The organism is Limnohabitans sp. 63ED37-2 (assembly GCF_001412535.1).
Lineage (GTDB): Bacteria > Pseudomonadota > Gammaproteobacteria > Burkholderiales > Burkholderiaceae_C > Limnohabitans_A.
Genome location: NZ_CP011774.1, coordinates 3264059 through 3288049, shown reverse-complemented (window position 1 = coordinate 3288049; position 23991 = coordinate 3264059). Strand labels below are relative to the sequence as shown.

The following is a 23991-nucleotide window of genomic DNA, read 5'->3' as shown; positions in this document are numbered from 1 at the left end:
CTCAGGACTTGCCCTGTGTCGACCCCAACAAGAGCTGGTGACAATGAAGCGCTACAGGAGACAAGCGCATGGAACGTATTTGGCTGAAGAATTACCCCCCCGGTGTGCCCCACGACATCGACACAGAACAATACAAAAGTTTGACGGATTTGATGGAAAGGGCTTTTCGCGAGCACAGCGACAACCCGTTTTCGGTCTGCATGAACCGCTGGATGAGCTACAAGCAGCTCGACGAGTTGTCCACCGCGCTGGGGGCCTGGCTGCAAAACAAGGGCTTGGAGCCCGGCAGCCGGGTGGCCATCATGCTGCCCAACCTGCCCCAATTTGCGGTCACGATGGCTGCCATCTTGCGGGCCGGCTACACCTGCGTGAACGTCAACCCGCTCTACACCCCGCGCGAGTTGGAGCACCAACTCAAGGATTCCGGCGCCAGCGCCATCGTCATTCTGGAAAACTTTGCCGCCACCCTGCAAGAAGTGGTCGAGCGCACCGCCGTGCAGCATGTGGTGTTGGCGTCCATTGGCGATTTGTTGGGCCCCATCAATGGCCGCTGGCTGACCTTTGCCGTGCGTCACCTGGCCAAAATGGTGCCGCCCTTCGAATTGCCTTTGAGCAACGGCCGCACCGTCACCTCGTTCAAAAAAGCCATTGCACAAGGCCGCATCTTGAACTTGCGCCCCACCACGCAAACCATGGACGACATCGCCTTTTTGCAATACACGGGTGGCACCACCGGTTTGTCCAAAGGCGCCGTGCTGACACACCGCAACGTGGTGGCCGCCATGCTGCAAGCCGAAGGCTGGTTCTCGCCTGCTTTGGCCGATGTGCCTGACCTGCGCAAAGTGAACAACGTCGCGGCTTTGCCGCTGTACCACATCTTTGCGCTCACGCTGTGTTTGCTGGCCATCCGCCAAGGCTCCTACCTGACCCTGGTGCCGAACCCCCGTGACTTTGCCAAATTCATCGAGGTCCTCAAGCAGCGCCCCTTCCATGTGCTGCCCGGCGTGAACACGCTGTTCAACGCCCTGATGCAGCACCCGATGTTCAAGACCATTGATTTTTCCTCGCTCAAGCTCACCCAAGCGGGTGGCATGGCCGCATCGGAAGGCACAGCCCACAACTGGCAAAAAGCCACGGGCAGCGCCATGATCGAAGGCTGGGGCATGAGCGAGACCTGCGCGATCGGTACCAACAACCCCGTGACGCAAAAGACCTTCAGCGGCAACATCGGTCTGCCTCTGCCGAGCATCGACATCGCCATCAAAGACGACGACGGGAACAGCCTGCCGGTGGGCAGCTCGGGAGAAATCTGCATCCGCGGCCCCAACGTCATGACGGGTTATTACAACCAGCCCGCTGAAAACGCCAAGACCTTCACCGAAGACGGCTTCATGCGCACGGGCGACATCGGGATCATGGACGAAGGGGGCTTCACCCGCATCGTGGACCGCAAGAAGGACATGATCATCGTGAGTGGCTTCAACGTCTTCCCCAGCGAGCTGGAAAACCTGATCTCCACCTGCCCTGGTGTGGTCGAGTGCGCGGCCGTGGGCATTCCCGACGCCATGCAGGGCGAAACCATCAAGGTGTTTGTGGTGCGCAACGACCCGATGCTGACCGAAGAAGCTGTCTCGCGCTTTTGCCAGGACAAACTCACGGGCTACAAGCGTCCCAAATACATCGAGTTCCGCGACGAGTTGCCCAAGTCCAACGTGGGCAAAATTTTGCGCCGCGACCTGCGCAGCGCCAAATGAATCCACCCTGCACCCTGCCACCAGGCGTGCGCGTGTTCGAACGCGGCTGGTTGTCGGCCAACAACGTGCTTCTGCTGGACGCGGACAGCGCCACCTTGGTCGACAGCGGCTACGTCACCCACCAGGCCCAAACCCTGGCCTTGGTGGCGCAAGGCCTGCAAGGCCGCATGCTGGACCAACTGGTCAACACCCATCTGCACAGCGACCACTGTGGCGGCAACCAGGCCCTGCAAGCGCACTACCCGGGACTCCAAACCTGGATACCACCCGGCCTGTCACAAGCCGTTCAGCATTGGCGCGAAGACGAGTTGAGCTACCAACCCTCAGGCCAGAACTGCCCCCCCTTTACGTTTAGCGGTTTACTGCAACCGGGCAGCACCCACCGCTGGGCCGACATGGACTGGCAAGTGCACGCCGCACCCGGACACGACCCGCACTCGGTGATCTTGTTTGCGCCCGAACACCGCCTGCTGATGTCGGCCGATGCGCTCTGGCAAAACGGCTTTGGTGTGGTGTTCCCGGCGCTCGAAGGCCTCGAAGCCTTTGACGAGGTATCGCAGACACTGGACCTGATCGAACAACTCGCTCCTGCCACCATCATCCCGGGGCATGGCGCGGTCTTCACCGAAGTGGGCCCAGCACTGGCCTTGGCCCGCAGCAAACTCGAAGGCTTCGCGCAAAACCCCGAGCGCCACGCACGATATGGCGCCAAGGTGCTGCTCAAATTTAAACTGCTTGAATGGGGCCACATCACGCACGCCGATTTCAGCGCTTGGGCCATGAAGGTGCCCTACATGCGCGCATTGCACCACCGCTTTGGCCATGGCCACAGCCTGAGCACTTGGCTGGACATGATGCTGGCCGAGTTGGCGCGCAGTGGCGCCGTGCAAGAGGTGGACGGCGTGTTGCACAACACGTGAAGCCCCAACAACAAAGCCCCTCAGGCTGGCGCCTGAGGGGCTTGAATCTGGAGCGGGAAACGAGGCTCGAACTCGCGACCTCAACCTTGGCAAGGTTGCGCTCTACCAACTGAGCTATTCCCGCATGCATCACTTTGGCGGAGTGGACGGGACTCGAACCCGCGACCCCCGGCGTGACAGGCCGGTATTCTAACCAACTGAACTACCACTCCCGGCAAGCATCTCGTCATGGCCTGAATGGCTCCTCAACCTGGGCTCGAACCAGGGACCTACGGATTAACAGTCCGGCGCTCTACCGACTGAGCTATTGAGGAACAGGGATGACTTGAAAAATAAAACGTCGTAGAAACTTGCATTTCTACGACGTTTGATCTGGTGGCCTGGGGCAGAATCGAACTGCCGACACGCGGATTTTCAACGCTGTCCCCAAACTGATAATGCATTGTAGCACAAGCATCTGCAGCGTTGCAAAAGTGGGGTGTGCGTGTTTTTGCTGCATTTCGCAAAACGCTGCTTGCAAAGTATCTCGCACCATTTTAACTATGCCTGTCATTGATGTCGCCGTGTTTTTCTAAATCACTACATTTCGTCGCCATAACCCGCATATTCACGCCGTTTTGCAACATTTCAGCGTTGCATTACGCTGTCAAGCACAGCACTACGCAGCGTTAGAAGCGTTGCTGTTGTTGCTTGCGTCTGCGTTCTGCTTCACGCTGTTGTCGTTGTCGCTCGCGTTCTGCGTGTAGTTGCTCTCTACTACGCTCCACGCCTTGCTTGAGCGAGTTGATGCGGGCTTGTGCTGGTGTTGCTGGAGGCTTGGGCTTGATGGTGCTGTCAAGCAATGTGCTGTCATCTTCTGCTTCATCTACACGCACAGGACTTACAGCAATGCTGTTCATCCCATACTTGTATTGACACAGCAGTTTTGCGTGAATGGTGCTGTCAGCAAATACTGCTGTTTTCACCAACTGCCCACCTACACGCACGGTCACCAAATATTTGTTCATCAAGTATTTAGTGCCCACACATTGCTGCATCAACAGCCCCTGTTTATCGATAAGCACGGTTTTTCACCCTACCCAAGTAGCGTGGCAAAAACCCTGCTTTTCAATAAACCATACCCTCTACCCCCAATCCTTACCCTCCAAAGCCCTCACGCAGTTTGTTGGACGCTGCTTCAATCTGTGCATCCAACTCACCACCCAGCACCGCACCCTTCAGCAGTTCAAGCGTAGGCACCAAATCCTTTTCGCTACCCACTTCCACTGCCCACTTGCCCTTTGCCAACTCAAGCACTTTGGTGCCGTATCTCACGCTCAACACCAACTTGCCACTATCTGCAACGAACCACCACTGCTTGATTTTTTTGGATTGCTCAACTTGCTTGCGTTCGCCAGTGTTCGCATCTGTAATCGAGCGGAACTTTTTGGGTGCAAATGTGCCACCCGTTTGCTGTGCCTTTGCCAACTCTGCCTGTTCCCACAAGCGTTTTGCCAACTTGTTTCGGCGTTGCTGAACGGGGCTCATTTGCGTGGGCTTCTGTGCCGCCGTCAATTTCAAACCTGTAAGTGCTGTCATTGCGTTGTCCTTTCTATGTAGCAATGAACTAACTTTATTTTCATCACCAACATCTGGACAACCTCTTTCTGCCGTCCAGTGTCAATCTGCCACACACACCAAACAATCATTCACTTTTACACAGGCATTGTTTGGTCGTTGCTAAATACTTGTATGAACAAATACAAGAACTTTATGGATGACGGACTGACAGCAGACTGGTTGCGAGACAACGGCATTGCTGTTCAGACATTTGGCACTACGCACATTCGACTACTTCAGGCACAACAACAGGCACACGCTCTACTCACACAACACAGCAACCTACTGACCCAATCTCAACGCACGACACTGGAAACATTTCAGCATCAAATGGCACACAAGAACACAAGAATTAAACTCAAACCCACAGCAGCCAATCCCATTCTTAACATCAGCAGCAAAATCAACAGGCAACTATTCAAACAGCACCGACATTTGGCACAGGCACAACACTAAACATTCAGGCACTACTACAGCAGATACTCCACTGCTCTAACAAAGGGAAAAAACGCGGGTTGTAATATGACGGCTAATGACCCCGCACTCGCAACAGGTTGGATTGAAGGCTTGTTGCACTGAGTGAGCCGCAGAGTTGCTGCAATGCAAATCAATGCAGAAGCAGTTTGCAAGTTCCAATACATTCGTCTTGCGTCAAACTCTTTCAATCTCGTCCTGCGATGGGCTTTGCACTGACCAGAACGACACGGCGGCTTCTGTTCATCTTGCGATGACATAGCCGTCGTTTGCTCAAAACTTTCCCAAACCAGTCAATACCAAATACCGAACGCGAAGCAAGTGGTGCTGAGTAATGCGACAGAGCGAAGCGACCTGAGCATTACGACAGCACAGCGAACGCCAGTTCGCTCTACACCCTTGTTTCATCTGTCAGCAAAACATCGGTCAAACGAAAGTATGACCACACTCTTGTCCAACACCCGTGTTAGAGCAAATCACCAACACCCGAGATCTCGCAACCACGCAGAAATTACGCAGCAGATTTTTTGTGGCAACAACTTACTTTCGGGCAAAAACACGCAGCAGCACCTCAAATCAGCCCTACACGCAGTGATTTTTTCGTCCTTGCTCGCTGCGATGCTGGCGGCGGTCAAAACGCCGTTGTAGGGCTTTTTATGCGTTCTTGCTCGTTTCGTTGCTCACTGCCCACGCTGCAGCGTAAATACTTGAGAGATAACAGAATACACAAACTACTTGGACGGCAACGCAACCTCTTGTTTTAGAACAGATCACTATCAACCCGCCAAAGCATCGGGTTTCTCTTGTTCTCAACACCGATAAGAACGCACACTTATTTCACGCACATTATTTGGAGCAACATATGGCAACAGCAAAATCACTTACACCCGCAGAACTTGATCGAGTGCTCACTTACACAGCAACTCAACCCTACGCACAACGCAACAGAGCAATGCTGATGATGACGGTTGCAGCAGGCTTGCGTGTCAGCGAAGTTGCTGGGCTGACACTTGGTGATGTGTTGGACAGCACGGGTTGTGTGCGTGGCGAGGTCTTTCTTGCTGCTCATCGTGTCAAACACAATCACGCTCGCACTATCTACATCAACAGCCGTTTGCAGCAAGAGTTGGCAGACTACATTGCTACACGCACCAACAAAGACCCAGCGTTGCCATTGTTCCCCACACATCGCGGACCACGCTGCAGTTTTTCACCCAACACACTCGCCCAGCACTTTTACTGGTTGTATCGCAAGGCTGGTGTTAGCAACGCCAGTTCGCACAGCGGAAGAAAAACTTTTCTGTCCTCTTTGGCCTCGCAAGGAATCTCTGTATTTGTTTTAGCAAAATTAGCCGGTCATCGCGACATAAAAACAACGATGAGGTATGTGACGACTGCAGATGATGTTCTTCGCAAGGCCGTGGAGTTGGTCTGATTACGGTTTCAACATCAGTTTAATTGCAGCATCTATGCCTTGACCACTCAATCCACGCATCACTTGCTTCTTTTCAAGTTCTCGTCGAAGTGTGTTGGTGCCATTTCCATAGTCTCTCATTTGCTGAGTGGATTTCATAATATTACGAATCGCTGCGTTTGCTTCTTTTGTCAGTTTTACAGCAGGTGTCTCTTTATGCCGCTCAGCATTTTTCTTCCCAAACAAATCTGACAATTCAGCATTGACCACGCTGTCTTTTGCTTTAATCCAAACCGAACAAGCAGCGTAGTAAGCGGTTATCAATTTATCTGCCACTTGCTCTTCAGTCATTGCAACTGGCTGTATGAGTCGCAATGCATCCAAGTCTGCATCTTCCGCTTCTTCATTCACTATCTGCCTTGCCTTCACTTTGTCCAGTTCTTCACCAATAGTTGAACTTCCAATCTTCCAATCAAGCACGCCAGCAATTGCCGATTCAAAAGCAGCAAGTGTATTTTTCCCAGCATCTGCCAACACATAGTAAGGATGTCGTGTGTCTGGCTCGAACAACTTGTAGAGTGTGTTTGTTTCCAGCAGTGCATCCAACTTCGCTTGCGTCAGTGCTTCAACCTGTCGCACTGCTTTGTATGCTTGGATTATTTGCTTGGTTGTTTTCGCTGCTGTTGCCATCGATGCTCCATTTGCTACGCTAAACACATAGGGTTTAGCAAAAAGCAGGGTTTTTCACAGCACCAAACTTGCACTGGCAAAAACCCTGCTTTTCAATAAACCATACCCTTTAACTCTGCCCAAACCCCGCAAAGCCACTATTCACCTGCCTTCCAGCCTACCTACCAAGTTTTTTGCTTCTTTCACGCAGTGCCTTTTCGTGCTCTTGCCCTAACTCATACTGCTCACGCTCGTAGTCGTCCATTTCACTCACTGCCTTTTCAAGCAACGCATCTTCCATTGCCCTAATCTCTCTGTCTCGCTTGGTCAGTCCTTGCTGTCCAACTTGCTGTCCGTCCATTCGCCGCAAGCCTGCTCTTGTCATTGCATTGTTTGCCAATTTCTCAGCAACTTGCTTGTCCTTGCCATCTTTCAATGCTTGGGTCAGTGTGTCAAAGAAAATTTTGGCACCGCGAATTTCTGCTTGATCTTTCAACCGATCAAACTCTGCTTCAATCCCATCCCAAGCAGTTTTCAGTGCAGCCTTCAGCACTTCTATCCGCACCTGTCGTTTGCTCTTCCATCCTAATGCTTGCTGTTCTTGCTCTGTTCTTGCTCTTTTGTTCTTTCGTAGTTGCTGCTGCTGTTCCCAAGCACCGTCCAACTCCGCTCGTTGTGCATCGTTGAGCAGACTGCGGATTTCTTTGTCAGCAATTTCATCACCCGCTTCCAGTTGCTCAATGCGTTTCTTCAAACGCTCAAGTATGTGTGTTCCGTCAAGTTTTGGCATAAAAAAACAGCGTGAGTTGTTAGCCCACGCTGCTCTTGCTACATCAAGTTGAGATTACTTGGATTTGGCTGTTTTCTTCGCAGCAGTCTTCTTTGCTGCTGGCTTCTTTTCCGTAGCCGCTGCTGCAGGCTTTTTCTTGCCTTTAGTTGCCAAGCATCCACGCAGTTGTGTTGCTGTGAATCCGTGCTGCTTGCACAACTTCTTCACCAGTTCCAAGTCAGCATCTTTCGACGCTGCCAGCAACTGTGCTTCTTCATCTGCAAGTGCCTTTTTTTCTTTGGCTATTTCTTCAAGTCGTTGTTGTGGTGTGCTCATTTAACATTTATCCTTCATTCATTGGGCAAAAGATACGGGCAATATTCGTTGAATATTTTTCTCACTACAAATTTACATTCGTAATCTACACAGTATGTTCCCACATACTTGTAGCCAGCACTGGTGCTGATACCTTCACAACTTCTTAATGTCCCAGCACTTGCCAACGCCAGTCCTGATGCAGAACAGCAGGCTATTAACAAAACTTTTAATTTTAGATGTTCAATCATTTAAATCTTGCATAACATCTATCTTGCTGAATTAACTCTCTATCTTCACACGCTCTAATTTCTTGCGGTCTATTTTGAAAAAGGTGCGGCAACGAACATCTCGCTTCCGCTCTTTTTGCTTCATTTAAACAGGCCTCTAATGGTGTGAGTTGTCTTTGTGGTTGAGGTTGATACGATGGTGATGTACCACAGCCACTCACCACAATAACAATTGAAGCGAATACAGTTGTTTTTAAAAATGATTTCATAAATTCTCCATTCTCTTTAATCATACACATCTCAAATAAAGAATCAACAAATTTGTTAAGCCAACCTATCCGCCGCCATTGTCGCTGTCAATTTGCTGTAGTGCCGTTCAATCATTGCCGCACTATTGCCCATCTGCTTGCTCAGCGTGTGTATATCAGCCCCACCCTCCAGCAACGCCAGCGTGGCGTAGGTGTGTCGTAGGCTGTAGAGTGTTCGCGTTTGCCCTGCACCATCCACCAACAAGCCGCTGTCCCGCATCAACTTTCTAAAAGTTCCCACCAAACTATGCGGCTGATGTCCATCACTGAAGCGGAACAGCAAGTGCGGCACTCGTGTAGTGAGCACATCTTCAAACGGCACAGAGGCAATGTCCTTCTGTCGTGCGTGTAGCCTACGCAAGACATCAACTGCCTTGTGCTTGGCAATGAGCCAGCGTCCGCCCGTTTTTCCATCAACCCATACACGCAGATAACGCACACCATCTTTTGTGTGCCACTCCAAGTCCCGCCACCTAATGCCCATTGCCTCTGTGCCGTGCCGCATACCCGTGTAAAGCAACATCTCAATGTAGTCACGCAGCAAGGGACGGATTTCGTGCTCCACAGCAAACTTGCCCTTGTGCTGCCAAGTTTCCACAAACTCCAACAACTGCTCTATCTCTTCCTTGCTAAACGCTGGGCGTGTTTTACCCTTCTCGCCCTTGCTTGTGAGTTTGGGCACTGGCACACGCTCTGATATGTAGCCTTGCTCTACGGCTGTGGCAACCAGCCTGCTCCAAGCACTGGTGAAATTGTTGAGGGTGCTGGTTTTAGGCTTGCGTGTCATTTGCCTATCCCGCCACAACTCAAACTCACGCACATCCGTGTGCGTCAATGTCTCCAACTGCCGCTCACCAAAGTAAGGCACGAAGTAGCGTTCAATTATGCTGAGGTAGTCATTCAACGCCGTCTTCTTGCCTTTGCCGTCAATCTGCTGCCGCAACGCAGCACAGCAAACAGCAGCAATCTGTGCGACAGAGTGTGTGCGGTGTGCTAAACCCAACCTTTGTCTGTATCTGGCTTCGTCGTAGATGTCGCAAGCACGGGCTATGGCGTGTTCTAACGCTGCTTTACCCGTTGTCTGTCTTACCCAACTGCCGTCAGCCAAACGGTAGCGACATTGATAGAGCAGGCTGCGGCTGCGTCGATACAAGACAAGTTCGCCGTCTCGCAAGTAGATGGACTGCGGTTGAGCAGCGTGGAGGGCTGTGAGGGTGCTGCGGAGGGTGGTTTTTTGAAACGCAGACTTTTTTCCATCCGCGTGTCGCTCTGCCTCTAAATACAAGGTGGAGTGCGGTGGCTGCTGCATTTAGCAAGCCTCTCTGCGTGTAGCAAGTTGAGGCAGCGTTGGCAGCATATGTATTACGCTAACACTACAAAGTAAAACACCGTAAGCACTTTCGCACTTACGGTGTAGAACTGGTGGCCTGGGGCAGAATCGAACTGCCGACACGCGGATTTTCAATCCGCTGCTCTACCAACTGAGCTACCGGGCCGGTAAGCAAGAGATTGTAGCAGGACTTTTCCGTGGGGATGCCTGCTGTGTCCAAAAAAGTGCTTCACCGGGAGACCCTAACTTGGGCTTCGGTTTTGCTGTGCCAGCGTCTTAGCACAGCCGTTGCACACTTTTTGAGCACCGTGCGGAGTGGGGATGCGCCACCGGCTTGAGGTTGACCGGGGTTGTCTGCTAGAAGTAGGGGTGGGCGCAAAAGCGTAAAGAAAATTGACGCTTAGTGGAGGCTGAGTGACGGCTATGCTCTGGACCGTTGCCAAGCCAGAAGAATGAGTTGGGTCGAAGCGGGCCTTCAGCTTAGACGAAGATGTGCCCTTTAGTCAGCCCGTCCAAGCCCTTGTATATTTCAACAAAGCTCGCTGGTTGATAGCCGCTTATTGCCTGCCCTGAGATTGACCTATATAAAAACGGAATGAACATGAACAGAATAGATGAAATCATCAGTGTGCTTGATGCTGACAATAGTCTTGAGTTGGGGCAGTCACCATGGCACAAAGAAATTGATCATGATCGCTACGAAATTAGACAAGTAGATTGGGGCAGGCTCTTCCCAAACAGCAAGCCACAAGACAGAAGTCCTGACAACGACTGGGAAATCTATGGTGATGACTGGGAGATTGACAGTGAGACTCCATATGAAATTTTCGAAGAGGGATCTGATCAGGATGCCTCAAAACCGGAAGAATGGGACGTCTGCGCTTGGTACCAACCGATTCACTTCCATGGCTACGACTGGGGCATCTTCATCAAAGAGGAATGCCTAAAACGATTAGCAAAAAAGATCTATATCGAAACCGGAATTGTTGGAGCGTCACTTAATTCTTCGCAACGCACCATCTTTACGAAAGGACTGCTTCGTACAGCTTTCTCTGTTTTTTATCACCACGAGTTGTATCACCATAAGACTGAATGCCTTGGACTTCGACTTCATGCCGTTCAAAGACGCTCTTCATACTTGCCGTACTTCAACAATGTTTACAAAGTTGCCGCAGGAACTGACCTTCAGTTAGAAGAGGCATTAGCGAATGCTTTTATGTACAGAGATGTTGGTGAGTCTTTGTGGGTCTCAGATTCATTGAAAAAGGCGGCACAGTCATACTTGCAAAAATCGTTTCCGAGAAATCCACCAGGATATCGCTTAGCACCCCAATACCTTACTAAAAAGAATTTTGAAAATGGCCAACATCAACTTTTTTCAAAAGTACTAGAAGGTCTTCAAAACCCAACGCACCATCAGCTATATTGGAATATGGCTCCGCGAATTAATCATGCCTTCCTCAACATAAATAGCGACATATGGACAATCGTTCCACGCTCCAAAAGGTCTGTTGTTCCAGTTACAGCTACACCACTCAGAACATGCTCAAGTGACGAAATCATTAAGGTCTGTGGTAAGCACGGCTACAACGTGACCCCTGGCGGAAAAGGGTCCCATATAAAATTGAAAAAATCTGGAAGCCCCACGCTCATCGTGCCGGGTAATCGTGACAACGTCAGCCCTGGGGTAACCAAAAATATCTTGGCATCTCTAGGCTACAAAATTAACCAGCTACCTGATTTGTTGTAGCAAATCCAGGTTTCAAAAGAAGCAAAGGTTTTATTCCACCCGGTTGTCCAGGACACAGGTCCGAAATTACGCTGCACTTTTTTGGAGCGTGCCAGCGTGAAATCCAGCAAAAACTCCCTGACCATTGAGCAGCGGATTACCGAAAACCAGCCCGACCAATTCCCCGCACCCCAGAGCAACATCTTCCACCTCAAACTTGTGGGTGGGCGCAGCAGCGACAGTGACCGCCTGCATCACATGCGAGATGGTTGCGTGGTCTTGTACAAGCGGACACAAAGCACCGTATGGCAGGTCAGATTCAAACTGTTTGACCAGAAGTGGCACCACTACACCACCAAGCACAAGGACTTGGAATACGCGCGGCGTGTCGCCAGCACAATCTATGACCGTGCCAGATTCGCAGAAGAAATGGGACTGCCATTGCAGACCAAAACCTTCGGCGTCGTGGCTCAGGCTTGCTACAAACAGTTAGAACTGGAAATTGAACAGGGCATCAAACCACGGACCTGTGCTGACTATCAGCGGGTGATCCGCAAGTACTTGATTCCCTTTTTCGGCAAGTACAACCTGACCAACATTGACATCGCAACTGTACGCAAATATGAACTGTGGCGGAACGAACAAATGGGCACAGTGCCCAAAGCCAGCACACTAATGACCCATGCCAGTGCCTACAGTCGGATCATTGACTTAGCCATTGAGCGTGGTTGGCTGTCCGCCAATACACCTGTACCAAGACTCAGCAGACGAGGTAAGAAAAGTGTGGCTCGCCCGGGTTTCACAGCTGAAGAGGTTCAACGGCTTTTGGAGTTTCTGAAAACTTGGGCTGATGGTGACGCACATAGACATACGGGTCGCCAGATCAAGTTGCTATTGAGGGACTATGTAGAGGTCCTGCTGGCAACAGGCATGCGTACTGGGCGTGAAAGTCTCAACATGCTGTGGCAACACATTGAGTGGCATCAGGTGGGTGATCAGCGATACCTTCGCATTTGGGTTTCGGGCAAGACGGGTGGTCGGTGGTTAATTGCAAAACACCGTGCTGCAGAAGCATTAGCTCGGTTGGCTATGCGACAGGAATCCGTTTCAATGACATTGGATGAAGCCATCGCTGCCAAGCTGCCACACAAGGTGTTTGCATTTGATGATGGCGCACAGCCCTATGGATTTCAGGGCACGTTCAAGCGCATGTTGGCTGCGGCTGGGTTAAGTCGGGACATGAGCAGCGGCCAAGAGCGCACCCTGTATTCGTTGCGGCACACCTACGCCACTATGGAATTACTGGCTGGCACCGACATCCACACATTGGCTAGGCAGATGGGTACATCCATCTTGATGCTGGAAAAGCACTATTCGAAATTGACAGCAACCATGGCAGCAGGAAAGTTGGCTGATTGAGTGTCAATTTTTTTGACGCTTGCGACTGGGAGTAAGCCTAACCTCTGATACACCCTCATACATGAATCACACTTTGTGGAGCATGTATGGAAACTACTCGCATAGAGCTTTTCGAAATGGTCTGGGAAACGCCCATGATCCATCTGGCTAAAAAATTAAATCTCAGTGATGTTGGACTGAGAAAAATTTGCAAAAAGCAGGGCATTCCGCTGCCCAGATCTGGGCACTGGACAAGGAAGCAGCTGGGCAAAGAAGATGCACGCCCTGAGTTGCCTTACCCTAATCACAACCCCACCATCAACTTGCCCGACGAGGTTCAAGCGGAACAGAACAGGTCGCGAGGCGCAATCGTCAAAGCAGCTAAAAAACCGCCAGAGCAGCCCCAACTTCGAACCATTGAACAACTGCACGACTTACGCTGCATTAAAACTGCAGAAGGTATCAAGGCACACATCAAAGCCATTGAGAAAAAGATAAGTCAGAGTTTTGAGTCTGCCATGCATCAACCTGCCAAATGGCCCCCAACCACCCTCTTTGAATTCAGCTACTTTCACTCTCGGCAAGAGCAAATCCCCATAGTCGCCACGGCTAAGAATGCAATCCGCGCCTTGTGTATCGCTGATGAAATCATCGAGCGACTTGAAAAGCAAGGGATTGAGGTCATTCTTGAACCGCGAAGAAATTACTTCAGGTATGCCATGTACGCACAAAAGGAGGGTGTGAAGTATGAGTTGGCGGATTCAAGTACGAGGTGCAACAAAGATAAACCCGGTGATGGGTGGCTGAGGATGTCAAGGCATCATGGCCACTCAAACCGCCAAGTCCAAGTTGCCAGATGTACAAGCACCTCAGCCGAGAAGAACGATACCAAATTCACAGCCTCTTGAAAGCCAAACAGACCATCAGCGAGATCGCCCGTTCATTGGGCAGGAGCCGCAGCACCATCAGCCGCGAACTCAGCCGTGGCCGCGGTCAGCGTGGCTATCGCGCCGAACAAGCCTGCGCCAAGGCTTCTGAGCGGGCACAGCGAAGCCGTAATGCCCGCCGTTTAGATTCCAAAGTCTGGTCCGATGTGGATTTCTACCTTGGCATTCAATGGAGCCCCGAGCAGATTGCAGGCAAGGTGGCGGTCAGCCATGAGAGCGTCTATTTGTATGTCTATGCGAACAAGGCTGCCGGTGGTGATTTACACACGCACCTGCGTAGCCAAAAGCCTCGGCGCAAACGCCACCTGTGCGGGCGTGATAGACGTGGTCAGATCCCGAACCGCCGCCCGATCAGCGAGAGACCAAGCCACATTGAAGATCGCAAGCAAGTGGGCCACTGGGAAGGTGATACCGTTATTGGCGCGGCTCACAAACAAGCCATCGTGACACTGGTAGAACGCAAGAGTGGCTTTGCTGTGCTGGCCAAAGTGCCCAACAAGTCTGCTGATTTGGTGGGCCGGGCTATTGAAGGCATGCTCAAGCCCCTGAGCTCACGGGTGAAGACCTTGACGGTAGACAACGGCAAGGAGTTTGCCGATCACCAGGCCATCGATCAGGCCCTTGGCATCCAGACTTACTTTGCCGATCCGTATTGCAGCTGGCAGCGCGGCAGCAACGAGAACTTCAATGGTTTGCTGCGCCAATACATTCCCAAGAAGAGGCGCATGGAAACTGTCACCGATGAGGAGTTGACTATGATCGAAAACAGATTGAATCACCGGCCCAGAAAGCGGCTGGGATTCAAGACACCCCACGAGGTGTTTCACGCCTCGTTAAACCGTGTTGCAGTTCGTACTTGAATCCGCCTTTCATGTCGTCATTGACATCGATGTAACGCTGGGTGGTAGCGATGTTGGCATGCCGCACAAGGCTTGCCAGCAAGCGCACACTGACACCTTTATTTGCCAGTGTTGTGATGAAGGTGCGCCGACCACTGTGACTGCTACCACCTGCAATGCCCGTTCTTTTGTAGAGGTAGTGGAAATGCTGAGTCATGGTATTTGCTGAAAAACCCTTTCGCGGATTAGCTTGTGTGCAGAACAATGCCTGATCTGCAGCATGCCAATTACGCGACTCGATGAATTTAACCAACTCAGCCTGCAGCCGCTCATTGAGATAGACCACACCTTCGTGCCCGTGCTTGACTCTTTCAGCGGACAAGTACACCTCTGCTCGTACAGAGCCGTCCACGTTTCGTACATCGCTGATCCTCAACCCTGCAACCTCACTGACTCGAAACCCTGCCCACACTGTCAGCAGGAACATGAGCCGGTTGCGCTGGGCGTTGGGCTTGCTGGCGATGTACAGCAACACTTTTTCAATTTCTACGGGGGTCAAAGTTTTGGCTTGCGGCATACGCACTCTCCTATGAATTTGTGCGTATTTAGTGTGTGATCTTTACCCCGGTCTGGGCAACCAGAATTTTGAGCTGCTCGGGCTCGATAAAGAGTTGTTCAAAATCAACGACTTACAGCTGAGCTCAAAGACTATGTATGTTCTCTTTGGTGCCGAATTTCTGCTTGGAATGTGGCGCGATGGACACGATTGAATGAATAATCTAATAATCTTGGAATTCTCTTATAGCGGCGGCTAGCTGTCACAAGCCGGATCATTTCGCTGCTTAAAAACAGTACACGTTGCTTCTGCCCCATCTAATGACTAAAGGAATGTAGATGTCCAAAACAACCAATGCAGCCAAGATCAACACGATCACAGCCTGTTTTTCCGGCTCCGGAGTTCAGGCATACGCTTATTTCGTTGATGACAACTTCATGCGGAAGTATGAAATCAAAATCTCTGACTCGGGAAGTGACTTGACCACGCCTTTCGAGACCTCAGAAATTCTTGATGACGCAACAGCGATTTGCAAATTCATCTGTCACGGAATGCATGAAGATCCTAGTATTGCAATTAAGTTTAATGGGAAAGCGATACAGGTTGAATCTCTGGAGATAGATGACCCCTTCGAAGATGAGACACATGATGTTGAGAGTGCACTCTTAATGCGTTACGCAGAAAATCAAGATCACGACTTTATGGTTCCAGAAGGAATGCACCTGCTTGTAGAGGTGGTTGAATATGATGACGGCGAGTTGATTACTGAGCTTCAAACGACTGACAAGATGGTTGAATTGAAAGACTTTTTGCTCGAAGTAAGAGACTTAGATACCAGCTCGGATCTGTCTGAAGCGACATACATGACAGGACTCCTCAATGGCGCTGAATATGACATTCTTAACCTTCAATACAAAGGTGAACCCGCCTCATTCGAGCTGAACTTTAGCGGTATCTGTGGTGGTGGCTTGTATCTTGTTAAACCAGATTCACAAGGTATCTGGCGTGATTATTATGAAATAAAAACCTCTGAAGATGAGTAAATATCGGCCCTTAGAAATCCCCAGAAAATCAATCTTCGCTATGCAAAATTTTGCTGCGCAATTTTCAAGGGGGACTGAGAACCGTACCCCTGGTGATCTAATCTAACCCCACCTACTGATCTGCCCATATGGACATCCAAGTCGTCGTTGCCAATTTAGTCAAGCAGCCAGATGCCCAAGCGGTGATCAATTCTGCCAATGCCAACCTGCGTCTTGGATCTGGTGTTGCTGGTGCAATTCATACGGCTGCTGGTGATGAGCTTGAGGACTACTGCGAGCAGTTTGCCCCACTCGCTCTAGGCATGGCAGTGATCACCCCGGGCTTCAAGTTACCCAATCAGTATGTGATCCACGCCCGTGCTGGACATTACTTATTTGAGGAAGAGGCTGAGGCCTATCTAGAGTCGGCATTTAGATCGGCGCTGTCCATCGCCGTGGCTCACAACATTGAGTCTGTTGCCATGCCTGCAATGGGTATTGGTGTTTTCAAGTTTCCGGTGGAGTTAGCTGCCGAGATCACTGCCAAGGTATTGCGATCACCTGAGTGGGATGACACCTCATTGAACTGGGTACGCCTTTGCGTCACAGATGAAGCTCTCAAGGCCGCATACATTGCAGCACTAGGTTAAGAGCGAACTCGCGTTCGCTTGCTCTTCGCATTCGCTCATCGCACATTTCTTCTTCATTTCAGTCTCCGAAGAATTCGATCGATTGGTTTGACTTAGAGACTTTTGGAAGATTCAACCCACACTGAGCCTACACAGGGCTCAGTGTGGATAGGACTCTTTTGGTGAGTTCGTTACCACAGCACTTCTGCACAACCTTTTTATAGGCAAGGGCGGTTTCGCGATCTCCTTTTATGTGCTGCTTTGAAACGCAGCGTCTGCGATGGCTGAAGTGCCAACCGATCGCAGTGCTTGCAAGTTATCAGTTATTACTTGCTCGTGATGCTGAAGGCTTAGAGCCTTCCATCTTTGTGCTTTTTTTCCTTTGTCAGTAATAGGTTGCAATCCATAACTCCACTGGTGAAAGTGGTTTCGACAAATCTTTGCTACTGCGCAAATCTTCCTTCCCTGAGACACCGTTGTCCAGTTTCTGGGCGTCATAACAAGTGAGTGACGCGGCTCGTAATCAGTAGTGATAAATGGCAGCACAGAGACTGTGATTCGCTCTGCCTGTCAGTTTTATTTAGCGAAGACCAAATGAAGCCTCATGAAAACTGGCTAAATCTTTGGAGAGTCCCGCCAACTTGAATGGGCTCATCACTGGTTGGTTGCCCAGATCAGTATCTCGAAAACACACTTGCGTTGTCCATTCATACAAAGGAGAAACGAAATGGCAACAGCAACATTGGCAGGACTCAAATTGACCGCAGCCCAAAAGAGCACCAGCATCAATCCCGTACAACTTCGCCGCAACAAGATGAGCAAACGTCTGTGGGAGCAGATTCAACTGGCAAAAGCACAGACTTCCGGAAGTCAATTCAGTGCCAGCAAATTTCGCACAATCATTGACTCCGAAACCGGAGTACGAAAACAGGTTGAAGTACCCAAGCGAGTGAAGGCTTGGTGGTTCATTGCTGAGAACGGCAAGACAGCCATTACTGTCCGCTACGGTGCTCGCGTACTGGAGCTAGCCAAGGGAAAGTTCGCCATTGAAATCTCAAGCCCAAACGAATTAGTCTCCACTTTGGAAGTCATCAAATCTGCCATCGAAGTAGGCGAGTTGGATACGCAATTGGAAACCACAGCTGGAAATGTTCGCTCCAGTTTTCAACGCTGAAGTCTTGAGCGATATGAAGCGATTTCAACTCTGGGTACGTCTGTCAGTAACGCAGACGACCCACACCATCGTGTTCGCCGTCAATGCCATTGACGCCAAATTGCTCGGTGAGGCTCAATTCGGCAAGGGCAATGTGCTGAACTACACAGAGGTTCTAGATTGATGTGAGCTCGGCATACGCGGCATTAAATACATGATGCGTATCGCCGAACTTCTAGAAAACATCACGTCCTATGGCTCCATGTCACCCGCTGAGTACAGCGCCGTTACTCAGCAGCGTGACGCAGCAGCCAAACAAAAACGACAGGTAGCGCAGCAAGCTAGGCAACAACAGCAAAAACTCAAGCAGCAGCAAATCTGGGCAAAGAGTCGAGCGGTCAAACCCAAGCCGATCAAGTTGAAAGCTGCTCGCAGGCGCAGGGTCAAATCAAACTTGCGTTTCAGCTGAGCCTGTCTCGTTCGCTAATTCCGACAGATTCACCCCAAAAGTGCTGGGTTTTCTACTGAAATTCACTTGAATTTTTCAGTGGCGGATTCAAGTACGAACTGCAACACGGTTTAACGAGGCGTGAAACACCTCGTGGGGTGTCTTGAATCCCAGCCGCTTTCTGGGCCGGTGATTCAATCTGTTTTCGATCATAGTCAACTCCTCATCGGTGACAGTTTCCATGCGCCGTTTCTTGGGAATGTATTGGCGCAGCAAACCATTGAAGTTCTCGTTGCTGCCGCGCTGCCAGCTGCAATACGGATCGGCAAAGTAAGTCTGGATGCCAAGGGCCTGATCGATGGCCTGGTGATCGGCAAACTCCTTGCCGTTGTCTACCGTCAAGGTCTTCACCCGTGAGCTCAGGGGCTTGAGCATGCCTTCAATAGCCCGGCCCACCAAATCAGCAGACTTGTTGGGCACTTTGGCCAGCACAGCAAAGCCACTCTTGCGTTCTACCAGTGTCACGATGGCTTGTTTGTGAGCCGCGCCAATAACGGTATCACCTTCCCAGTGGCCCACTTGCTTGCGATCTTCAATGTGGCTTGGTCTCTCGCTGATCGGGCGGCGGTTCGGGATCTGACCACGTCTATCACGCCCGCACAGGTGGCGTTTGCGCCGAGGCTTTTGGCTACGCAGGTGCGTGTGTAAATCACCACCGGCAGCCTTGTTCGCATAGACATACAAATAGACGCTCTCATGGCTGACCGCCACCTTGCCTGCAATCTGCTCGGGGCTCCATTGAATGCCAAGGTAGAAATCCACATCGGACCAGACTTTGGAATCTAAACGGCGGGCATTACGGCTTCGCTGTGCCCGCTCAGAAGCCTTGGCGCAGGCTTGTTCGGCGCGATAGCCACGCTGACCGCGGCCACGGCTGAGTTCGCGGCTGATGGTGCTGCGGCTCCTGCCCAATGAACGGGCGATCTCGCTGATGGTCTGTTTGGCTTTCAAGAGGCTGTGAATTTGGTATCGTTCTTCTCGGCTGAGGTGCTTGTACATCTGGCAACTTGGACTTGGCGGTTTGAGTGGCCATGATGCCTTGACATCCTCAGCCACCCATCACCGGGTTTATCTTTGTTGCACCTCGTACTTGAATCCGCCAGTTCTATTGCCATGGGGCTGAGAGGTATAGCGCGGATGCTTCAGCAGCAAAAAGCCCTACGCGCTGTCATTTTTCTTTCCGCAACTGAGACGGCTTATGCGCTCGCATTCCATGCATTGCAGGGCTTGCTTGAAGCCCGCTTGGAGCCTGATCGCTTTCAATACTCGCTTGGCAACATGATCACCCAATGCTCGCCGTCCCAGCAGGCGTAGAGTGTGATTTCAGCAAGCGGAAAATCTGTGTAAGGAATTTCCTGCCTTGCGTGTTCATGTCCGTTGCCATCCTCATAGACCATGACTGCCGCAGCGTTCTTGACCATGGTCTTGACAACAACAAACCAATCCGCCGTACCAATTTCCATCAAATGGCTAGCGATGGCATCCATCATCCAAAAACACTGCGCTTGCTCGGCAAGGTATTTGGTTCCATCGGTCAGCAAGTGCCTACGGCTGATGCGGTAGTAGCGCTCTGTGCCCGTAAATTCGGTCAGCGTGGATAAGTCAAACAGTGACATGTTCTGCGTCCTTTCTTGTTGAACGCAGTTTGTTTTCAGACTACCAATATGGACAACCGATAGCCCGCCAGTCTGGGCGGATACCGAGTTGCGAATTCAAGAGTAAATTTTTTTGACGCTCACTACCACCATCATTTTTCAATCTTTCGGATTTTTTCTTTGATCTTCCCTTTCAAGTGCTCTTCAATCACCACAGATATGACGACGCCCACAACACTATCTTTTCCACCCATGAAAAATCTCACTATCGGATAAACAAGACTGACTGGAAAGACTATGAAAATCAGTATGCTACCTACTGATATAAATCCTCGAATTCCATACACATACGACAGATAAAACATAGCCGCACCCAATACGAGGGCTAAAAAACCAGCACCAACGATCACGTTGGTCTTTATGCGGTTGACCCTCTCATTCTTGAAGTTTCTAATCTCTTCTCTGAATTTCATTTCTGTTTCACCGCTTAAAATTCAAACACAGCCACCTCTGGCCTCGATCCCAGCCTGATGGGCATGACAGATGTACCCAAGCCACGTGATACGTATAGACGGCAACCTGGTACATCGTAAAAACCTGCTGTAAAACGCCCACTGCCCACTGGCTTCATCGGGGCCCAACCAAATATCGCCACCTGTCCTCCATGTGTATGCCCAGCAAGGCACAAATCAAATCGTTGTGCGCCCATTTCTCGAGTGACACTGGCTTGATCAAAAAATCCTGGAGAGTGCTGTACAAGCACTGTGGATTTATCTCGACTGAATGATGAACTTATGGAAATGAGACCCAGGTCGGGTTGTCCTGCCGTGTAGTCATCTAACCCAATAATTTCCAGACGTCTCTGGCCTTTTATTAGCGTCCATCTTTCGTTCAGCAACAGCCTCACGCCCGTGCTGTTCAATGACTCTAGGCTCAAATCACTCCAGTGTTCCCAGTTTCCAAGGACATGGAGAACAGGGACAGTGCCCAACTCTTTCACGAACGATCGTAGCCAGGGTATAGCCTCCTGTCGATCAATCGCATCCCCTGTTAGCACCACAAGATCCGCATTCATATCCTTGATCGTTTGAGCAATGTATTTTTCATGCTCACCATACCCACGAAGGTGTAAGTCTGACACTTGTATCAACCTGAATGACACTTCCTCTGATTGGGCACTCATGTCATGCTGAACAACTTCAATACGTTGCGGCTCTATCCATATGGAATACACCACCAAGCCCACTAGGCTCATCAGCATGAGGGCAAGCAATCCGTTTCGTTTCCTAGATTTCATTGCCGACGTCCAAGGAAATGTTTTTGGTGTAAAGAGCGAAAAGTCTGAACGTGTCGTGCGTCTACGTCCCAAACTATTACCTTGATCTTTGACTCATTGCTTTTTTCTGCAAAACGTTCAAAGATGCTGGTCACTTCCGCTTCCGGCACATTACCCCTGATCAGTCCGTAGTGTGTGAAGTTCAGAACTTCCGACTCGCACTCTGCGGCGTTTTCAATCAGCGCATCGATGATCGCCGATGCCTCTTTGTCTCCTGTCGTTTTCGGTATTAAGAAAATCCTTGGCGTCATGCTCTCTAGTACGGCAATTTTTGAGTGCCTGTTACTTTTCACTGCAGCCTTGTGGATGCGGGCTCTATCGAGGTTAAGTTGATCAACAACAATTGAGAGTGGCGATCCTGGCATAGGGTTAGCCGTCACCGATACCGTGTCTGACTCTAATGAGCGGACATAGCCGAACATTCGATTGATCGGATTCATCCTTGTGTCATAGGCCATTGGTCGAAAGATGATTTCCATATTGGTCCTCATTTGGCCTGACCGCTGTTGATTTCTATCTTGAGTAAGGTGCGCTCAACCCGTTCAATGCCTTCAACCAAATAGTTGAATTTTTCATTGTGAGCACTGAGATTCTTTTCGAGCATGTATCCGAATTTGTCCTCGGTTTGATACATCTTGTCCAGGCCTGTTTTGACTAGTCGAACTACCGCTTCCAGCTCAACTTTTATTCCGTCCAGCCCCGCATGAAATTCCTTGAGTTGTGACGCAAATTCACCCACGGCTTCACGCACTCGACGCAATTCCTCATGATCCTTGTTGAACTGGTCTTTCAACGCCCGCACTTCTGACAGCACATCGACCATGGCGAGAGGACTGCCATTCAATGTCTTAGGAACCATGACATTCGCCTCGCTCTTCGGGGGTGTGACAAACACCTCCATCTCAACAGGCTTGATCAGTCCCTTTTCAAGTAGTTCAGTGGTTGTAGATAAGTTGTGCCGACCAATGATCTCCAACGACACACCTTTCTCAGATAGGCGCCTTGCCGTCAGCAACTGGAGAAGGTGACGGTAGTTGTAGGCGGCATCGCGCCCCAACCTGTCCGGCTTGTCTAATACGCCTTGGGCTGCGTAATATCTGATAAGCCTATCGGTCATTTTTTCAGAGTTAAGACCCATACCTTTGCTAACGATCCTTGCTCGTTCGATAAGCTCTGCGATGGGTCCCCAAAAGGCTTTGTGGCTTTGAATAACTGACATGCTTAATCCTTTACAGTGTAATTATGACACTGTAATTGTTGCTGTCAACAATTTAGCTATTCATCTCCTTTCGTCCTATGCGGGGGTCTTAATTAGTCGACGTAGGTGTCTCACGAGCGTAATTTTTCTTTACGCTCAAATCGCTAGATGTGCAGCAGAAGCTATACAAGCGAAAAACGCTCCATCCAGCACCCAGTGCCTGCCCGCTGGGCTAAAAGCGTGCTGTAGGGCTTGTAAATGCGTTGCAGGACGCTGGAAAAAGCTGGGGGCTACGCTAGCTGAAGCGCTGCGCCAACAGACAACCAAGCAGCTGCCAGCACAGCAGTTTTGAACTACTTTGATTTACTTTAAGAGGGGGGATTTGGCACTGTCAGCACAGAGTGTGCCGCACCGTTTTGCACCCAATTTGCAGGCGCCATTAATGCTGAAGTTCTAGCGCCGAGCGGACTTTTTCAATCCGCTGCTCTACCAACTGAGCTACCGGGCCTGAGCCTTGTATTCTAGCAGGTCTTTTGTGTGCTTATGAGCGAGGGCTTCAAAAAATACCGGTATGGAGTAGCGGGGCACATGCTCGAGAGTGCGAATGCGTGGCCACGCGAGATCCATCAAGGGCTGCGTTTGCTGCGTGTGAGGTCCACGCCGAGTTGCTTGAGCTTGCGGTACAGGTGGGTGCGCTCCAGGCCCGTTTTTTCGGCAACCCGGGTCATGGAGCCACCTTCGTGGGCCAAATGGAATTCAAAGTAGGCTTTTTCGAAAGCATCGCGCGCTTCGCGCAGCGGGCGGTCGAGTTCAAAACTTTGCTGCACATCGGGGGCCACGTTGTTTTCCGTGACGACGACCGTGGCCATGGACAACACACTGGGTGGCGGGGGCGGGCTGGCGGCCAACATGGCCTGCTGAACTTGGTCGCGGGCCAAGCCTTGCTCGACGGCCTTGAGCAGTTTTTGCAAGGTGATAGGCTTTTCAAGAAAGGCGTGTGCGCCGATCTTGACCGCGTCCACTGCGGTGTCGATGGTGGCGTGCCCACTCATCATGATCACGGGCATGTTCAGCAATCCGCTGGCGGCCCATTCCTTGAGAAGGCTCACGCCATCTGTATCGGGCATCCAGATGTCCAACAACACCAGGTCAGGGCGCATGTTCTGGCGAGCCTCGCGCGCTTGCGCGGCGTTTTCAGCGAGCTCCACCTGGTGCCCCTCGTCAAAGAGGATTTCTGAGAGCAGGTCGCGTATGCCCAGCTCGTCGTCCACCACCAAAATATTTGCCATATGCCTGTTT

At 50.8% G+C, this 23991-nt stretch carries 28 protein-coding genes and 4 tRNA genes; 13 read left to right on the top strand and 19 right to left on the bottom strand.

The genetic code is table 11. The features are described 5' to 3' along the window. The first annotated feature begins 68 nt into the window (after positions 1 to 68). Both L63ED372_RS15685 and L63ED372_RS15680 read left to right on the top strand, forming a co-directional pair. Positions 69 to 1754 (top strand): AMP-binding protein, encoded by a 1686-nt coding sequence (locus L63ED372_RS15685; protein WP_062407297.1) that lies wholly within the window; start codon positions 69 to 71, stop codon positions 1752 to 1754. Next, entirely contained in the window at positions 1751 to 2674 is a 924-nt protein-coding gene (locus tag L63ED372_RS15680) for an MBL fold metallo-hydrolase (protein ID WP_062407295.1), read from the top strand. Before L63ED372_RS15685 ends, L63ED372_RS15680 begins: the two co-directional genes overlap by 4 nt. 48 nt (positions 2675 to 2722) lie before the next feature. Here L63ED372_RS15680 and L63ED372_RS15675 read toward each other — a convergent pair. The 5 genes from L63ED372_RS15675 to L63ED372_RS15655 all read right to left on the bottom strand — a co-directional run bounded on the left by L63ED372_RS15675 (position 2723) and on the right by L63ED372_RS15655 (position 4252). Further along, positions 2723 to 2798 (bottom strand) — tRNA-Gly (locus L63ED372_RS15675). Between the two features lie 11 nt (positions 2799 to 2809). Next, a tRNA-Asp gene (locus L63ED372_RS15670) sits at positions 2810 to 2886 on the bottom strand. Between the two features lie 26 nt (positions 2887 to 2912). Further along, positions 2913 to 2988: transfer RNA gene (locus L63ED372_RS15665), tRNA-Asn, on the bottom strand. Positions 2989 to 3342: 354 nt separating this feature from the next. Next, positions 3343 to 3681: a hypothetical protein gene (locus L63ED372_RS15660; protein WP_231624510.1), complete on the bottom strand. Its 339-nt coding sequence runs from the start codon at positions 3679 to 3681 to the stop codon at positions 3343 to 3345. Positions 3682 to 3811: 130 nt separating this feature from the next. Beyond that, on the bottom strand, positions 3812 to 4252 hold the full coding sequence (locus tag L63ED372_RS15655; RefSeq protein WP_062407291.1) for a DUF6641 family protein: 441 nt from the start codon (positions 4250 to 4252) through the stop codon (positions 3812 to 3814). A 153-nt stretch (positions 4253 to 4405) separates the two neighbouring features. Between L63ED372_RS15655 and L63ED372_RS15650 the strand changes: the two genes are divergently transcribed. Together L63ED372_RS15650 and L63ED372_RS16290 are read left to right on the top strand one after the other, a co-directional pair. Continuing rightward, a complete protein-coding gene (locus L63ED372_RS15650; RefSeq protein WP_062407289.1) occupies positions 4406 to 4729 on the top strand; it encodes a hypothetical protein in 324 nt (107 codons plus the stop codon). A gap of 880 nt (positions 4730 to 5609) precedes the next feature. Continuing rightward, entirely contained in the window at positions 5610 to 6182 is a 573-nt protein-coding gene (locus L63ED372_RS16290) for a tyrosine-type recombinase/integrase (protein WP_082431740.1), read from the top strand. On the opposite strand, the gene L63ED372_RS15645 is transcribed toward L63ED372_RS16290, so the two are convergent. From L63ED372_RS15645 to L63ED372_RS15625, 6 genes are all read right to left on the bottom strand, one after another. Next, positions 6183 to 6851: a hypothetical protein gene (locus tag L63ED372_RS15645; RefSeq protein ID WP_062407287.1), complete on the bottom strand. Its 669-nt coding sequence runs from the start codon at positions 6849 to 6851 to the stop codon at positions 6183 to 6185. It lies immediately after the preceding gene. Positions 6852 to 7008: 157 nt separating this feature from the next. Further along, on the bottom strand, positions 7009 to 7620 hold the full coding sequence (locus tag L63ED372_RS15640) for a hypothetical protein (protein ID WP_062407285.1): 612 nt from the start codon (positions 7618 to 7620) through the stop codon (positions 7009 to 7011). Between the two features lie 54 nt (positions 7621 to 7674). Further along, positions 7675 to 7935 (bottom strand): hypothetical protein, encoded by a 261-nt coding sequence (locus L63ED372_RS15635; protein ID WP_062407283.1) that lies wholly within the window; start codon positions 7933 to 7935, stop codon positions 7675 to 7677. A 226-nt stretch (positions 7936 to 8161) separates the two neighbouring features. Then, on the bottom strand, positions 8162 to 8437 hold the full coding sequence (locus tag L63ED372_RS16455) for a hypothetical protein (RefSeq protein WP_156343652.1): 276 nt from the start codon (positions 8435 to 8437) through the stop codon (positions 8162 to 8164). A gap of 31 nt (positions 8438 to 8468) precedes the next feature. Beyond that, the gene (locus L63ED372_RS15630; RefSeq protein ID WP_062407281.1) at positions 8469 to 9761 is read right to left on the bottom strand and encodes a tyrosine-type recombinase/integrase; all 1293 of its coding nucleotides are present in this window, start codon (positions 9759 to 9761) and stop codon (positions 8469 to 8471) included. A 111-nt stretch (positions 9762 to 9872) separates the two neighbouring features. Continuing rightward, positions 9873 to 9948: transfer RNA gene (locus tag L63ED372_RS15625), tRNA-Phe, on the bottom strand. 435 nt (positions 9949 to 10383) lie between these two features. On the opposite strand from L63ED372_RS15625, the gene L63ED372_RS16285 reads away from it, so the two are divergent. The 4 genes from L63ED372_RS16285 (at position 10384) to L63ED372_RS15610 (ending at position 14716) form a co-directional block, all read left to right on the top strand. Then, positions 10384 to 11532 carry a type II toxin-antitoxin system HicA family toxin gene (locus L63ED372_RS16285; RefSeq protein WP_197275285.1) on the top strand — a complete coding sequence of 383 codons (1149 nt, stop codon included), beginning with the start codon at positions 10384 to 10386 and terminating at the stop codon, positions 11530 to 11532. Positions 11533 to 11628: 96 nt separating this feature from the next. Further along, on the top strand, positions 11629 to 12930 hold the full coding sequence (locus tag L63ED372_RS15620; RefSeq protein WP_231624509.1) for a site-specific integrase: 1302 nt from the start codon (positions 11629 to 11631) through the stop codon (positions 12928 to 12930). A gap of 86 nt (positions 12931 to 13016) precedes the next feature. After that, a complete protein-coding gene (locus L63ED372_RS15615; protein WP_062407278.1) occupies positions 13017 to 13817 on the top strand; it encodes a hypothetical protein in 801 nt (266 codons plus the stop codon). Next, positions 13766 to 14716: an IS30 family transposase gene (locus L63ED372_RS15610; RefSeq protein ID WP_062402482.1), complete on the top strand. Its 951-nt coding sequence runs from the start codon at positions 13766 to 13768 to the stop codon at positions 14714 to 14716. The genes L63ED372_RS15615 and L63ED372_RS15610 overlap by 52 nt, the downstream gene beginning before the upstream one ends. Here L63ED372_RS15610 and L63ED372_RS16280 read toward each other — a convergent pair. Beyond that, positions 14658 to 15272 (bottom strand): tyrosine-type recombinase/integrase, encoded by a 615-nt coding sequence (locus L63ED372_RS16280; RefSeq protein WP_082431738.1) that lies wholly within the window; start codon positions 15270 to 15272, stop codon positions 14658 to 14660. The genes L63ED372_RS15610 and L63ED372_RS16280 overlap by 59 nt on opposite strands. Before the next feature lie 317 nt (positions 15273 to 15589). Between L63ED372_RS16280 and L63ED372_RS15600 the strand changes: the two genes are divergently transcribed. The 5 genes from L63ED372_RS15600 to L63ED372_RS15585 all read left to right on the top strand — a co-directional run bounded on the left by L63ED372_RS15600 (position 15590) and on the right by L63ED372_RS15585 (position 18524). Next, a complete protein-coding gene (locus tag L63ED372_RS15600; RefSeq protein ID WP_062407272.1) occupies positions 15590 to 16294 on the top strand; it encodes a hypothetical protein in 705 nt (234 codons plus the stop codon). 128 nt (positions 16295 to 16422) lie between these two features. After that, positions 16423 to 16923 carry a macro domain-containing protein gene (locus L63ED372_RS15595; RefSeq protein WP_062407270.1) on the top strand — a complete coding sequence of 167 codons (501 nt, stop codon included), beginning with the start codon at positions 16423 to 16425 and terminating at the stop codon, positions 16921 to 16923. A 706-nt stretch (positions 16924 to 17629) separates the two neighbouring features. Further along, positions 17630 to 18076 carry a DUF6641 family protein gene (locus L63ED372_RS15590; protein WP_062407268.1) on the top strand — a complete coding sequence of 149 codons (447 nt, stop codon included), beginning with the start codon at positions 17630 to 17632 and terminating at the stop codon, positions 18074 to 18076. Between the two features lie 4 nt (positions 18077 to 18080). Further along, positions 18081 to 18239, top strand: a complete 159-nt coding sequence (locus L63ED372_RS16450) for a hypothetical protein (protein ID WP_156343651.1) — start codon at positions 18081 to 18083, stop codon at positions 18237 to 18239. A gap of 30 nt (positions 18240 to 18269) precedes the next feature. After that, on the top strand, positions 18270 to 18524 hold the full coding sequence (locus L63ED372_RS15585) for a hypothetical protein (protein ID WP_062407266.1): 255 nt from the start codon (positions 18270 to 18272) through the stop codon (positions 18522 to 18524). Positions 18525 to 18611: 87 nt separating this feature from the next. On the opposite strand, the gene L63ED372_RS15580 is transcribed toward L63ED372_RS15585, so the two are convergent. From L63ED372_RS15580 to L63ED372_RS15550, 7 genes are all read right to left on the bottom strand, one after another. Next, a complete protein-coding gene (locus L63ED372_RS15580; RefSeq protein WP_062402482.1) occupies positions 18612 to 19562 on the bottom strand; it encodes an IS30 family transposase in 951 nt (316 codons plus the stop codon). 260 nt (positions 19563 to 19822) lie between these two features. Continuing rightward, positions 19823 to 20179 carry a DUF6876 family protein gene (locus L63ED372_RS15575; RefSeq protein WP_062407263.1) on the bottom strand — a complete coding sequence of 119 codons (357 nt, stop codon included), beginning with the start codon at positions 20177 to 20179 and terminating at the stop codon, positions 19823 to 19825. Between the two features lie 131 nt (positions 20180 to 20310). Then, positions 20311 to 20631, bottom strand: a complete 321-nt coding sequence (locus L63ED372_RS15570) for a hypothetical protein (RefSeq protein ID WP_062407261.1) — start codon at positions 20629 to 20631, stop codon at positions 20311 to 20313. A gap of 14 nt (positions 20632 to 20645) precedes the next feature. Continuing rightward, positions 20646 to 21431 (bottom strand): metallophosphoesterase, encoded by a 786-nt coding sequence (locus L63ED372_RS15565; RefSeq protein ID WP_231624508.1) that lies wholly within the window; start codon positions 21429 to 21431, stop codon positions 20646 to 20648. Between the two features lie 20 nt (positions 21432 to 21451). Beyond that, entirely contained in the window at positions 21452 to 21973 is a 522-nt protein-coding gene (locus L63ED372_RS15560) for a hypothetical protein (protein WP_156343650.1), read from the bottom strand. Between the two features lie 8 nt (positions 21974 to 21981). After that, complete coding sequence (locus L63ED372_RS15555; protein WP_062407255.1) at positions 21982 to 22713, bottom strand: MerR family transcriptional regulator; 732 nt, start codon at positions 22711 to 22713, stop codon at positions 21982 to 21984. Between the two features lie 605 nt (positions 22714 to 23318). Beyond that, positions 23319 to 23981 carry a response regulator gene (locus L63ED372_RS15550; protein WP_062407252.1) on the bottom strand — a complete coding sequence of 221 codons (663 nt, stop codon included), beginning with the start codon at positions 23979 to 23981 and terminating at the stop codon, positions 23319 to 23321. Positions 23982 to 23991: the final 10 nt, after the last annotated feature.